This is a genomic window from Pseudonocardia sp. Cha107L01 (genome assembly GCF_052566575.1).
In genome coordinates, this window is record NZ_CP199579.1 from 1,552,999 (window position 1) to 1,566,269 (window position 13,271).

The following is a 13,271-nucleotide window of genomic DNA, read 5'->3' on the forward strand; positions in this document are numbered from 1 at the left end:
GGGCTCCCAACCGAGTGTGCAAGTGTGCCCCCCTCTGTGCCCTGCTGCGATCGTCGCTGGTTGGCGATGGTGGAGTCATGACAGCGACCACCTCCCCCGGCCCCAGCGCCAGCAGCGCGCAGGCCCTAATCCGCCCCGGTACGCCTAGCCACGTCGGTGAGTCGTTCTTCCAGGCTCACGAGGTCCGACCCGACTCGTTGGACCGTAGCTCGCAGGTCGGCCAGCGCGGTGGAGATCGAGCGAATCTCCTCGCGGGTATCGATATCCTCGGTTCGATCACGGACCTGGGCGCCGGCGTTTGGCCGGATGCTCACCAGGCCCGAGTCGCGCAGCAGTCGCACTGCGGCAAGCGCGGTGTTGACGGCAACGTCGTACTCCGCCGCGAGCTGCCGGTAGGTCGGCAGCGCCGAGCCGACCGCAAACTCCCCCGCTTCAATGCGCGTCTGTAGCTGATCCGCGACCCGTCGACTCGCAGGGCGCTTGTCCTCGTCGACCTGGTCATCCGCCACGCACCAAAGCCTACGCCCCTCTGTCTTGAGACATGGGTTGACACGGTCGAGCACGCTGCCTAACGTCTTGAGACATTCGAATGTCTTGAGACATCGCACAGAAGGAGAGACATGAAGTTCCACCGCACCGCCCCGTGGCAGGACAGCGACCCACTCCGCTCCCTCCTTAATGAGGAGTCCTGCGACCAGTGGGTCAACCCGGACGGCCTCCAGCCCTGGGCGATCGACTTCCTGCGGGCGGAGGTCTACCGGGAGATCCGAGACGAGCCGGTACCCACGTCGGCGCTGCTCGACGGCTCGGCTGTCGAGGCTCGGCTCGAACGCATGACGAACCGGGCGATCGCCGCCCTCCGCACGGTGCCCACAGCTCACGCCGGCCACGAGGCCGCGCACGCATCGGCCGCCTGACCAACCCCACCCGTAGGAGCAGACATGCGCAGGGGAGTGCAAGACACGCACGAGACCGACGAGTCGCCACATCTCGTGGTGATGCCCCAGCCCGGCGGCCCTTCCGCCAAGAACGCCCGCCGGGCTGGGTCTCCCAACCACCAGCGCAACACCAGTGAGGAGATCCCGATGGTAGAGCCGGTTCCTGACCCGGCGCTGGACGCCGTAGCCCGCTATCGCCGCCGCTCGGCCGCGCTGTACGCCGAGCTGCGCGCCGAAGAGGAGCGCTTCCTGGACGCGCTCGTCGCGGCTGATAACGCTGAGTTGGCCTTGATCGACGGAGGCACGCGATGAGCGCGGCCGGGGTGATGGTCATGGTCTGTGGCCTGGCGTTCCTGGGGTTGCTGTGGACGTTCTCGGCTGGCGCCAAGGCCGGTCGGGCGGCGGAGCGCAGGCTCCGGGAGATGACGCGGCTCGGCTCGGTTCTGCTGGTCACGGCGATCGCAGCCGTCGTGATCGTGGCCATTCAGTGGCTGGTCATGCGGCAGAGCCCGGCCACGTTCACGGCTCTGGTCGTGCTCGGCGGCCCGGCGCTACTGGCCGGGGTGACGGTTGCCCGGCTTGCCGCCGTCACGACTGGTGTTCGTGGTCGTGCTCGGCGTGGGGTCCGTCGATGAACACCACGGAGGTGAAGAGCACTCGGCGGCTCGCGCGGCGATGGCCGCTGTTGCTGCTTGCCGCGCCGGCGGCGGTGTCGATCTGGGCTGGCTGGGTCGGACTGGGCACCATGGCCGGGTTCGGCCTGGTCCACCCGCTGCCCGGCATCGCGGACGGCTTCCAGCTGAACTCGGCCATCACGTTGCCGATCGGAGTCGAGGCGTACAGCGCCTACGCCCTGGGCACGTGGCTGACGACTCGGCCGATGCCGGCCACGGCACGCCGGTTCGCCGGCTGGTCCTCACTGGTCGCGCTGCTCTTGGGGCTGGTCGGGCAGGTGGTCTACCACGTGCTGACCACCCGGGGGTTGGACAAGGCCCCTCTGTCGGTCGTGGTGTTCGTGGCCTGCCTACCCGTGTTGGTGCTCGGCGCCGGCGCCACCTTGCATCACCTGCTCGGCGACGACACAGCCGGCGACGAGACCGTCCAGGGGCACTCAACGGTCCGGGCGGAGGCGGTAGTCGGCGATGACAGCGGCCCGGCTCCGGAGCCGGTTGCCGCACCGCAACCGCCGGCTCTGCAGGCGCCCCGGCCCAAGCCGAAGCCGGCTCGGCGACGGGCGGCCAAGAAGCCGACACCTCGCCCGACTGTCGAGAACTACCTGATCCAGGTCCGAGCCCAGCTCACCCCTGGTGTGGAGCCGACCGCCGCGTGGTGCCGGCAGGCGACCGGCTGCGGGGTCAGCACCTCCCACAAGCTCGCCGCCGCGCTCGCTGCCGAACGCATGGAAGTCACCAACCCACCGATGTCCGGCACCACCGCGCGCGGACAGGAGGCCGCCGCATGAACACCCATCAGTCACCAGACAGCCCAACCACAGCACCCACGGAGGACACACCAGTGAGAACCGCACGTCGTCGCAAGGCGGTCAGGGCCGGCTGGCTCCTGCTCGACGGCCTTGAGCAACTCACCGCAGCCCACGCCCAGCAACTGCTCCTTGACAGCGCCGACCGTCTCGAACACTGCGGTTGGGGCCAGGGGGAGTACTGGCCGGACGCCTGCATCGAGACTCCGTACGTCGAGGGAGACCCGTGCTGGCGCTCGGTGCCCTGGCCGTGGGCTTCGGAGTCGACACCTACCAGTGCGCGAACTGGGTATTCACCGCCCGCCCTGTCCTCGCTCTGGCGCTCGACGCCCTGGCCGCCGAGATCAACGCCAACTGTGCGGACGGGGAGTACGCCCCGGACGTCGCCGCCTGGAATGACCACCCCGAGCGCACCGCGACCGAGGTCATCACCGCGATGCGCCGGGCTGCCGGCCGGCTCGGACAACCACCGGACCCCGGTGCCGTGCTGGCCACGTTCTCCGCCCTGTTCGACACCAGCACCGAGCCCGGTGCCGGAACCGATGCTGTCGCCCTGCCTGGTGCCCCTTCCGCCAAGAACGCCCCCCAGGCCGGGCCCGCCACTGCCAACCACCAACGCAGCACCAGTGAGGACCAGCCCCATGTCTGAAAACACCATCACCCCTGGGCCTGACAAGCCGCCGGCGCCGGTCGCGAACGGCACGGCCGACGAGTCGCTGAGTACTTCTACCCAGAGGTTCGCGAACCACTCGGCCAACGCCGCCGGTGAGGCGCCGGATGCCACGGTCATCGACTTCCCCCAGCGGCCTGCCCAGGAGATCACCGGTCGGCTGTTGGACCCGGACTGGGGCGACGAGGGCCCGGTGCTCGTCGACCCGCCGGTCCCGCCGCGCCGGCGGCGTGACCCGCTGGTTGCCCCGTGGGCCGACCGGGTCCTGGAGCGCCGCCCGGTGATTGCGCCGTGGCTGCGGTCCAAGGCCGACATCGCCGCCGGCGCCCGCTGGCTGGCAGGGCTGGTGTGGCACATGACCGGCTTCCACACCGTCCGGGCCCCGCTCTACGCGGCCAAGCTCGCTGCCTGGTCACCGCGTGGTTTCGGGGTGGCGGTGTCGCGGTCGGTGCGGTGGGTGTTCGACTACGACTCCAAGCAGCTCGGACAGCACGCGATCCGGCAGGCCGACTCCGACCAGTACCTCAAGGTCACCGACGCCCGCTCCGACCGGATCCGGCTACGCCTGCGCATTGCGCTCACCGCCCTGTTCCTGGGCACCGTGGGTGTCGTCGCGCTGGACGCGTGGGCGCCGCCGCAGGCGTTGTGGCTGCTCGGCGCCCTCGCGGTCATCGGGCTGGGCTGGTTGGGGTCGCCGGCGGACCGGCCGATCACCGGGCCGTCGGTGAAGGTGGACAAGCCGACCCGCTTGACCAGCGACGTCGTCGTCCGGGCCCTCGGCGCCCTGGGAATCGCCGAGATCAACAAGGCCCTGTCCAAGGGGCCGGGTATCTCGTTCCCGGCGCCGATCACCCGGGATGGCCCCGGCTGGCGGGCCGAGGTCGACCTGCCGTACGGCGTGACGGCGGTGGACGTGATCGAGCGCCGCGAATCCCTCGCCTCCGGACTGCGCCGGCCCCTGGGCTGCGTGTGGCCCGAGCCGGCCGACGACTCCCACGCAGGGCGCCTGGTGTTGTGGGTGGGGGATCAGGACATGTCGCAGGCCAAGCCCACCAACTGGCCTCTGGCGAAGCATGGGCGGGCGGATCTGTTCAAGCCAGTCCCGTTCGGCACCAACCCGCGCGGTCGGATCGTGTCCATCTCGCTGGTGTTCGCGAACGTGCTCATCGGTGCCATGCCTCGGGTCGGGAAGACGTTCGCGCTGCGGGTGCTGCTGCTCGCGGCGGCGCTGGATCCGGGGGTGGAGCTGCGGATTTTCGAGCTCAAGGGCACCGGTGACCTGTCCATGTTGGAGGGGTGCTGTCACCGGTACGCCTCCGGTGCCGACGACGCCACCCTGGAGCACGCGATGGAGTCGCTGCGGGAGCTGTACGCCGAGCTGCTGCGCCGGGCAAAGGTGATCTCGAAGCTGCCGCGGGAGATCTGCCCGGAGAACAAGGTCACCCCCGAGCTGGCCGCACGCCGGTCGTTGGGGTTGTGGCTGGTCACCCTGGCCATCGACGAGTGCCAAGAGCTGTTCTCCCACCCGGACTTCAAGGACGAGGCCGCCCGGCTGGCCGAGGGCATCATCAAGCGCGGCCCGGCCATGGGGATCATCCTGATCCTGGCCACCCAGCGGCCCGACGCGAAGTCCCTGCCGACTGGTGTCAGCGCGAATGTGGGGATCCGGTTCTGCCTGCGGGTGATGGGCCAGACCGAGAACGACATGGTCCTGGGCACGTCCAGCTACAAGAACGGGCTGCGGGCCACGGTGTTCGGCCCTCGGGACAAGGGCATCGGCTACCTCGTCGGTGCTGGTGACAGCCCTGAGATCGCCCGGTCCGCCTACATCGACGGTCCCGGCGCCGAGGCCATCGCCGCACGGGCCCGGGGACTGCGGGAGAAGGCCGGCACCCTGACCGGGCACGCCGCCGGCGAGACCACCGAGCCCGACGCCCCGGCCCGATCGATCCTGTCCGACCTGGCCGTCGCGTTCGCCGGCGGCGAGGACCGGCTGTGGTCGGAGACGATCCTGGAGCACCTGGCCGAGCAGTGGCCCTCGGTCTACGGGGAGTGGACGAAGACGTCGCTGGCGGCGGCGCTCAAGCCCTACGGGGTCAAGCCCGGCGACGTGTGGGGCACCACCACCGACGGCCAGTCCACCACACGCCGCGGCTACCTACGGGCGGACATCGTCGAGGCGCTCAACGCACAGCGCCGCGACCCCGAAGGTGACAGCGCGTAACAGGCGCGGGGGCCTAGCGGGCGGCCCAGCGCTAGCACCCTGGGGTGCTAGGTCTAGCACCCTCCGCTAGCGCCCCGCACCCGCCGCCACCAGGTCCCTAGCGCCTAGCGCCCCACCAGGCAAAACACCCCAGAACCCGACCACACGCGGATCCCGCAGGGTCCCCGCGCCGGTCAACCACGCCCAAAAACAGTCAGCAGAAGGCAGAGATGAACACCCACCGTAATGAGCACCCTGACCGTCTCCAACGGCAGCTCAACAGTCTCACGGCCGCCGATCGTGCCCGGATCACCAGCTGGATCACCTGCGCCGAGCAGGGCTGGCACCTGTTCCCGATCGCACCGGCCCGCAAAGCCCCGCCGGTATTCGAGGACTGGCGTCGCCACGCCACCACCGACCCGGTGAGGCTGCTGCGCTACTTCGCCGCCCACCCCCACCACAACGCAGCCATCGCCTGCGGACCGTCCGGCCTGATCGTCATCGACTGCGACCAGCCCAAGGTCCCTGGCGGAGAGCCCACCGGCGCGGCGAACCTCGCCGAGCTGGCCAACCGGCACGGCCAGTCCCTGCCGCCGACCTACACCGTCAGCACACCATCCGGCGGAACACACCTGTACTTCCAAGCTCCGAAGCCGGCCGCCGGCGCGGCTCCGTTGGGCAACACCAGCCGCACCGTGGCTGCGCTGGTCGACTCCCGAGGCGACGGCGGATACGTCCTCGCCCCGGGCAGCTGGCTCGCCCCGCAACCGGCGGCCGGCGGTCGGCCCGGCCGCCCGGGAGGATCCTACGAACTCCTGGACGACACACCACCCGCACCCCTGCTCACCTGGTTACACCGGGCCCTGTCCACTGACCGCCCTATGTCCTACTCAGCGCCAGCTGAGAAGGTCGTAGCGGCGCCTCGTTCGCTCGGGCGGTACGTCGCGGCAGTCGTCCGGGACGAGCTTGACCGCGTCCACAGGGCCGGGCCCGGGCACCACAACGCGTCGGTGTTCACCGCCGCCCGCGCCCTCGGGCAGCTCGCCGCCGGCGGCGCCCTCGGCATGGCCGAAGCCGAGGCCCTGCTGACCCGGGCCGCCGCCCCGATCGCCGCCGGGCCGTGCGACTGCACCACCCGAGGACTCGCCGCGTCCATCCGATCCGGGCTCGCCTACGGCGCCCGCCGGCCCCGCCGCCTACCTGCTGTCGAGCAGCCCGACTACCGAGGAAGGCGCAGCGCATGAACATCGAACTGGAGGACACGCTGAGGGCAATCGAAACCGCCATCGAACCGGCCGATGCGGGGGAGTGCGGCAAGTGCGGAAGCCCGCTCGGCGTCTCGCCGTCGGACAACTTCTGTTCGGAGGAGTGCCAGCAAATCTGGCTCATCGAGCGCGCCATCGTGCCGGTCGAGGATCGCGGGGTTGTCCCGGACGACCAACTCCCCGAGTCGTCGCCGGCCCGGCCGTTGGACTGGCTTGGCTTGGCGCCGCCTGGCGCGGTTGGGCGCGAGGGGCACGAGGTCCTGGACGATGTTGCGGCGTTCGTGTCGCGGTTCTCGGTGTTCCCGGACGAGCACTGCGTGCCCACCCTGGCGCTGTGGTTCGCCCACACACACGCGGTCGATCAGTTCTACATCACGCCCCGGTTGGTGCTCGATTCCGCCGAGCCAGGCTCGGGCAAGACCCGCGTGTTGGAGGTCGCCGCGCTCCTGGTCGCCGCTCCTGAGATGACCATCTCGGCCAGTCCGGCGGCGCTGTTCCGTCTCGTCGCCGCCGGACCGATCACGGTGCTCTTCGACGAGGTCGATGCGATCTTCAACCAGAACGGAGGGAACAACGAGGATCTCCGTGCTCTCCTCAACGCCGGGTACAAGCGCGGCGCGACCGTGGCCCGTTGCGTCGGTGATGCCAAGGCGATGAAGGTGCAGCGCTTCCCGGTGTTCGCGCCGGCGGCGCTGGCAGGGATCGCGGGTGGCATGCCCGACACCATCACCACGCGCTCGGTCACCATCCACATGAGGCGCCGTCGGGTCGATCAACAGGTCGAGCCGTTCCGGCTGCGGAGCGTCGAACCTCAGGCAGAGCCACTGCGCCAGCAGCTCGCCACGTGGATTGCCTCGATCTCGGACCGAGTCGGTGGTGTCGAGCCGGTTATCCCCGACGGCGTCACCGACCGCGCTGCCGAGGTATGGGAGCCACTGCTGGCCATAGCGGACGCCGCCGGCGGCCATTGGCCAGACACCGCGCGTGCCGCGTGCACACATTTCGTGCTCGACACGCGCAGTGAGATCAGTTCGATCGGCATCCGGCTCCTCGCCGATCTGCGCGCGCTCTACTCGCGCCACCAGACTGACCGGCTGCCCAGTACGGCTCTGCTCGCTGAACTGAAAGAGCAGGAGGAAGCCGGCTGGGGTGACGTGGAAGGCAAGCCGCTCGATGCCCGGCGGATGGCGAAGGAATTGGGCCGCTATGGCGTCCGGGTCACCACGTTCAAATTCGGCGGGACCACCGCCAAGGGCTACGTCACCTACGCCACCGAGCGACAACTCGGGCTGATCGACGCGTGGAGTCGATACCTGCCCGCCGTGACCGCCTCCAGTCAGGTCGGTAACCGCGGTAACTCCGGTAACCGCGCAGGTGAGGCGGTCACCGATTCGGCACCGGTTACCGACGAATCGGTAACCGCCACACCCATGGAGGCGGAATGACCGGCCGACGCACCCAGCCCGGTTACCGATCCGTCGGTAACCGCCGAACTAGCGGTAACCGTCTGACCAGGGACGTTACCGAGGTCACCGCGGTTACCGACACCGGCGGTCCGGTGCTCGGAGCCACGCACGAACTTGCCGAGCTGCTGTCGCGGCTGGCTGTCCTGCTCACGTCGCAGCGGCCGGCTGCCGTCGAGGCTCAACCGACGCGGGTTATGCCGGAGCGAGTTCTGCTGACTCCCGAAGAGGCATCCGAGCACCTCGGGATCGGCCGCACCACGGTCTACGCGCTCATCAAGTCGGGCGCACTCGAGTCCGTGCAGATCGGGCGGCTCCGGCGCATTCCCACGAGCGCGGTCCACGCCTACGCAGCAGCGCTTGTCGAGCAGTCCCGCACTCAGATCGCTTGAACCGAGAGGACACCGGAATGGCACGCCGCAAGCGAGCTGAGGGCACCCGTGCGCCAAACGGCGCCTCGTCGATCTACCTCGGCAAGGACGGCTACTGGCACGGACGCGTCACCGTTGGCGTCAAGGACGACGGCCGACCTGACCGCAGACACGTCATGCGCCGGGACGAATCCGACGTCATCGACGAGGTACGCGAGCTGGAAAATCGGCGGTCGAACGGATCGCTCCGTGATGCTGGTCGGCTCTGGAAAGTCAGTGATTGGTTGACCTACTGGGTGGAGAACATCGCCGCCCCGGCAGTGCGGGACAACACGCTTTCCGGCTACCGAGTTGCGATCAACACCCACCTGATCCCAGGGATCGGTGCGCACAGGCTCGACCGACTTGAGCCAGAGCACCTGGAGCGTTTGTACGCCAAGATGATCGCCGCTGGCAGCTCGCCAGGGACGGCTCATCAGGCGCACCGAACAATCCGGACCGCACTTGGTGAGGCGGAACGTCGTGGGCGCATCACGCGCAATCCGGCGAAGCTCGCCAAGGCTCCTCGGCTGTCCGACCACGAGGTGGAGCCGTACTCAGTACATGAGGTGCAGGCGCTGCTTCGAGTGGCGGCCGAGGAGCGGAACAGTGCTCGATGGGCAATCGCACTGGCGCTCGGGCTTCGACAGGGAGAGGTCTTGGGGCTCAGGTGGTCCGACGTCGACCTGGAATCGGGAACTCTCTGGGTGCGCAGAGCAAGGCTGCGACCCACGTACGCGCACGGCTGTGGACGCAAGTCCTGCGGGAAGAAGGCCGGCTTCTGTCCGGAGCGGATCCTCGCTCGGCCGGAGACTGACGACACGAAGTCGCGCGCTGGCCGGCGGGCAGTCGGGCTACCGGCTGGGCTGGTCGAACTGCTGCGCTCGCATCGCCGCGAGCAGGACGCCGAGCGGGTGCGTGCGGCACAGCTCTGGCGCGACAGCGGCTACGTGTTCGTGTCGCCCGCCGGCGAGCCGATCAACCCGAGCACCGACTACCACCGCTGGAAGCGGCTCCTGGCCCGCGCCGGCCTCCGTGACGGCCGACTCCACGATGCTCGACACACTGCCGCGACCGTGCTGCTGATCCTCGGTGTGCCGGAGCGGGCGGTCATGGGATTGATGGGCTGGTCCACGACCGCCATGGCGGCGCGCTACCAGCACATCACGGGTGACATCCGGCACGACGTGGCGGAGCGCGTCGGCGGCCTGATCTGGGGCTCGCCGCCGGGCACATGAGACTACGACGAGCGCCCCGGGAGCCGCCGAAACGGCAGTTCCCCGGGGCGCCTAAAAACTACCGGCTGGGAGTGCGGGCTACTGGGTCCGACAGCCTGTCGTGAGATTCACTCGTTGACCCCCGCTACGAACGAAAGGGCTGTCTCACCGCAAGCTTCAGCTAACCGGGTAGTCACTTCCATCACGCCGGCTTCCACGAGTACCGCTACTGGATTTTTGGTGGCGACCACGGTAGCTCCGAGCGCTGTTAGTTCAGCGATGCATTGCGCGTCAGCCGGAGAAATCTGGGGCGCCTCGTACCTGCCGAGCGGAACTTTGTTCCCGGCACGCAGAGGAATGATCATGCCGGGGAACGGATTCTGATCAGAGTTGGCTGGGGCGCATGGCTCGTAGCTCATGCCCAGGTACTGCTGGTTAAAACACCCCTCCGACGCCACGGAGGTGCCCGTTAGGAGAAAGGTGCAGGTGGATGCAATCGTCAGTGCAATGCTGATCAAAGAAAGGTGACGCCAGAAGCGACGAACTATTCGACTCTGGCCTCGATTTCGGCTCGGAATGCGGATATTCATATCTAGCTCCCGTCGCGGCCAGCATCAGTCGAATAGACCGCGCCATAGCGAAGCACTCGGGATGCGGCTCTACAAGTCACCAAACGGGGAGGCGGGTGGGGCCATTGTGGTTGCTGCTGGCCAAGTGACCGGTCATGTCGCCGCCGGCGTGTAGTCCAACTGAGTGAGCGAGCGACTCTGCTGGAGTGACGCGGCTCCACACGTCCATGCGGCTGGTGATCTCTCAGACGATGCTCTTCGGGTCAAGTAGGAGTCGGACGACAGTCGGACCGATCCCGACGGACGCCGGGCCGTCACTGAACTGGGGGACCGCCTGACACGACCGTGCCCGGGGTCGTTCGGCGACGCATGGGTGTCGAATGAGACTGGAAATGAGACTAAACGAAGACGGCCCGCCCTACTGGGCGGACCGTCGGGGGTGTTGTCGCTGCTCAGCGCGGAGGATGCGGGATTCGAACCCGCGAGGGCTGTAACACCCAACACGCTTTCCAAGCGTGCGCCATAGGCCACTAGGCGAATCCTCCGTCGGAGAGTGTAGCGCTAGGCCTGATGGGCCCCACCCGGTGCCGCGGCGTACGCCGGACCACTACACTGGCCCACGGACCCCGCGCGGCGTCCATCCTGTGAACTCCCCCAGGGCCGGAAGGCAGCAAGGGTCAACGGGCTCTGGCGGGTGCGCGGGGTCCCCTTTTTCTCTCGGGCCCGCTTCGCCGGCCCCTCACCACTCGCTCTCCCTCGGCCCGGCTCCGAGCCGCCACCGGTGTCGTCCGGCCCTCCGGGTAGCCTCGCCGACGTGGCGCTGGCTCTGTACCGCAAGTACCGCCCGGCGACCTTCGCGGACGTGGTCGGCCAGGAACATGTCACCGAGCCGCTGCGTACCGCGCTGGCGGCCGGGCGAATCAATCATGCATACCTGTTCTCCGGTCCGCGCGGCTGCGGCAAGACGTCCAGTGCGCGCATCATGGCCCGCTCGCTGAACTGTGAGCTCGGCCCGACGCCGGACCCGTGCGGCAAGTGCCCCTCGTGCATCGCGCTGGCCCCCGAGGGCCCCGGCAACATCGATGTGATCGAGCTGGACGCCGCGTCGCACGGCGGCGTGGAGGACGCCCGCGACCTGCGCGACCGGGCGCTCTACGCGCCGGCCGAGTCGCGCTACCGCGTGTTCATCGTGGACGAGGCGCACATGGTCACCACGCAGGGCTTCAACGCCCTGCTGAAGACCGTCGAGGAGCCGCCGGAGCACCTCATCTTCGTGTTCGCGACCACCGAGCCGGAGAAGGTGCTGCCCACCATCCGCTCGCGTACCCACCACTACCCGTTCCGGCTGATCCCGCCGGGCACCCTGCGCGCGCTGCTGGAGCGGATCTGCGCGGAAGAGGGCGCGGTCGTGGCCCCTGCGGTGTACCCGCTGGTCATCAGGGCCGGCGGCGGCTCGGCGCGGGACACTCTGTCGATCCTGGACCAGCTGCTGGCCGGTGCCGGGCCGGAGGGGGTGACCTACGAGCGGGCGGTCGCGCTGCTCGGGGTCACCGACGTGGCACTGATCGACGACGCGATCGACGCACTCGCCGCCGGTGACGGTGCGGCCGTGTTCGAGGCGGTGGACCGGCTGGTCGAGGCCGGCCACGACCCACGCCGCTTCGCCGGCGACCTGCTGGACCGGCTGCGCGACCTGATGCTTATCCAGGCGGTGCCCGATGCCGCCGGTCGTGGCCTGGTCGACGCGCCGGCCGACGAGCTCGGTCGGATGGCCGACCAGGCCGCGCGACTGGGCGCCGCAACCCTGAGCCGCTACGCCGAGATCGTGCACACCGGGTTGACCGACATGCGCGGTGCCACCGCCCCCAGGCTGCTGCTGGAGCTGCTCTGCGGCCGGATGCTGCTGCCCGCCGCGTCCATCACCGACCTGGCGCTGCTGCAGCGGCTGGAGCGGATGGAGCGGCGCGCGGACATCGTCGTCGACCCGCGCCCGGAGGGTGTCGCCGAGCGGCCCGACACCGCCGCACCCCCCATCGCGGCACCCCCTGTCGCGGCACCCCCCATCGCGGCGGCTCCGGCCGCGCCGGCTCCCGCTCCGGCGGTCCCGCCGGCGCCCGCCGCGGCCGCGGCACCCTCGGCGCCGGCCGCGCGTTCCGGCGAGTCGCCATCCCGGACCTTCCAGCGCAGGTCACGGGTCGCCGAGCCGGGCGAGCAGGCGACGCCAGCCGAGTCGGCGCCGACACCCGCCGCGCCGGGCGAGGCCGCCGCGGCGCTGCCCCCGCCGCCGGTCCGCACCTCGGCCGTTCCCGCCGCCGCGCCGGCCGCTGCACCCACGCCGGCCGCGCCCCCCGTTCCCGCGCCCGCCGTTCCCGCGGCCGCCGCCCCGGCTCCGGTGCCGGCCGCCGCCCCCGCCTCCTCCTCGTCACCAGCCTCGGCGCCGGTCACCGAAGCGCCCAGCCCAGCGCCCGCCGGCTCGGCCGGCATCGACGGGGCGGCCGTCCGCCGGGCCTGGCCGGCCATCCTGGACGCGGCGAAGCAGACCAGCCGCAGCACCGGAGCGCTCCTGGTCAACGCCACGGTCAAGGCGGTCGAGGGGGACACCCTGGTCCTCGCCATCGCGGCGGCCCCGCTGGCGCGTCGGCTGTCCGAGCAGCGCAACACCGAAGTGATCAGCGGTGCGCTGCGCAGTGTGCTCGGGGTGGCCTGGCAGGTCCGCTGCGAGCATGACGGAGCCGCGGCGGGCAGTCGTGGTGACGCCGCCCCGGCCGGCAGGGGCGCCGCTCCGGCAGCCGCGCCACCTCCCGCCAGCCCGCCACCGGCGGCACCCGCACCGCCCCCGCCGCCGGTCCGGCAGGCGCCGAGCGGGCCGTCCGGGCAGGAGCCACCGCTGCCGCCGGAACCGCCGCCGTACGACGAAGAGGAAGAGATGGTCGCCGAGCCGGTGGCCGACACACCGCGCGAGCCCGCCGGCCGTGACCCTGAACAGGTGGCGATCGAGCTGCTCAGCGCCCAGTTGGGTGCCCGGGCGGTCGAAGACCGCCGTTGATCCCGGTTGG

Annotated in this window: 13 protein-coding genes, 1 tRNA gene and 1 other RNA gene; 12 read left to right on the top strand and 3 right to left on the bottom strand. The window is 70.1% G+C overall.

Annotated elements, in window-relative coordinates; translation table 11 throughout:
- Positions 1–125 precede the first annotated feature (125 nt).
- A complete protein-coding gene (locus ACTXG6_RS07285; protein WP_445186996.1) occupies positions 126–509 on the bottom strand; it encodes a GntR family transcriptional regulator in 384 nt (127 codons plus the stop codon).
- 111 nt (positions 510–620) lie between these two features.
- Between ACTXG6_RS07285 and ACTXG6_RS07290 the strand changes: the two genes are divergently transcribed.
- The 10 genes from ACTXG6_RS07290 (at position 621) to ACTXG6_RS07335 (ending at position 9,667) form a co-directional block, all read left to right on the top strand.
- Positions 621–917, top strand: coding sequence for a hypothetical protein (locus tag ACTXG6_RS07290; RefSeq protein WP_445186997.1), 297 nt, complete (start codon positions 621–623; stop codon positions 915–917).
- A 24-nt stretch (positions 918–941) separates the two neighbouring features.
- Complete coding sequence (locus tag ACTXG6_RS07295; RefSeq protein ID WP_445186998.1) at positions 942–1,250, top strand: hypothetical protein; 309 nt, start codon at positions 942–944, stop codon at positions 1,248–1,250.
- On the top strand, positions 1,247–1,573 hold the full coding sequence (locus ACTXG6_RS07300; RefSeq protein ID WP_445186999.1) for a hypothetical protein: 327 nt from the start codon (positions 1,247–1,249) through the stop codon (positions 1,571–1,573). Before ACTXG6_RS07295 ends, ACTXG6_RS07300 begins: the two co-directional genes overlap by 4 nt.
- Entirely contained in the window at positions 1,570–2,400 is an 831-nt protein-coding gene (locus tag ACTXG6_RS07305) for a hypothetical protein (RefSeq protein ID WP_445187000.1), read from the top strand. Before ACTXG6_RS07300 ends, ACTXG6_RS07305 begins: the two co-directional genes overlap by 4 nt.
- 181 nt (positions 2,401–2,581) lie before the next feature.
- On the top strand, positions 2,582–3,067 hold the full coding sequence (locus ACTXG6_RS07310) for a DUF6197 family protein (RefSeq protein WP_445187001.1): 486 nt from the start codon (positions 2,582–2,584) through the stop codon (positions 3,065–3,067).
- Positions 3,060–5,312 carry an FtsK/SpoIIIE domain-containing protein gene (locus ACTXG6_RS07315; RefSeq protein ID WP_445187002.1) on the top strand — a complete coding sequence of 751 codons (2,253 nt, stop codon included), beginning with the start codon at positions 3,060–3,062 and terminating at the stop codon, positions 5,310–5,312. The genes ACTXG6_RS07310 and ACTXG6_RS07315 overlap by 8 nt, the downstream gene beginning before the upstream one ends.
- Positions 5,313–5,521: 209 nt before the next feature.
- Entirely contained in the window at positions 5,522–6,535 is a 1,014-nt protein-coding gene (locus ACTXG6_RS07320; protein WP_445187003.1) for a bifunctional DNA primase/polymerase, read from the top strand.
- Complete coding sequence (locus ACTXG6_RS07325; protein ID WP_445187004.1) at positions 6,532–8,001, top strand: DUF3631 domain-containing protein; 1,470 nt, start codon at positions 6,532–6,534, stop codon at positions 7,999–8,001. Before ACTXG6_RS07320 ends, ACTXG6_RS07325 begins: the two co-directional genes overlap by 4 nt.
- Entirely contained in the window at positions 7,998–8,411 is a 414-nt protein-coding gene (locus tag ACTXG6_RS07330) for a helix-turn-helix domain-containing protein (protein ID WP_445187005.1), read from the top strand. Before ACTXG6_RS07325 ends, ACTXG6_RS07330 begins: the two co-directional genes overlap by 4 nt.
- A gap of 155 nt (positions 8,412–8,566) precedes the next feature.
- Positions 8,567–9,667 (top strand): tyrosine-type recombinase/integrase, encoded by a 1,101-nt coding sequence (locus tag ACTXG6_RS07335; protein ID WP_445189936.1) that lies wholly within the window; start codon positions 8,567–8,569, stop codon positions 9,665–9,667.
- A gap of 107 nt (positions 9,668–9,774) precedes the next feature.
- On the opposite strand, the gene ACTXG6_RS07340 is transcribed toward ACTXG6_RS07335, so the two are convergent.
- Positions 9,775–10,236, bottom strand: a complete 462-nt coding sequence (locus tag ACTXG6_RS07340) for a hypothetical protein (protein ID WP_445187006.1) — start codon at positions 10,234–10,236, stop codon at positions 9,775–9,777.
- A gap of 437 nt (positions 10,237–10,673) precedes the next feature.
- Positions 10,674–10,760, bottom strand: a tRNA-Ser gene (locus ACTXG6_RS07345).
- A 73-nt stretch (positions 10,761–10,833) separates the two neighbouring features.
- On the opposite strand from ACTXG6_RS07345, the gene ffs reads away from it, so the two are divergent.
- An RNA gene (gene ffs, locus ACTXG6_RS07350) (signal recognition particle sRNA small type) lies at positions 10,834–10,928 on the top strand.
- Between the two features lie 101 nt (positions 10,929–11,029).
- The gene (locus tag ACTXG6_RS07355; protein WP_445187007.1) at positions 11,030–13,261 is read left to right on the top strand and encodes a DNA polymerase III subunit gamma and tau; all 2,232 of its coding nucleotides are present in this window, start codon (positions 11,030–11,032) and stop codon (positions 13,259–13,261) included.
- Positions 13,262–13,271: the final 10 nt, after the last annotated feature.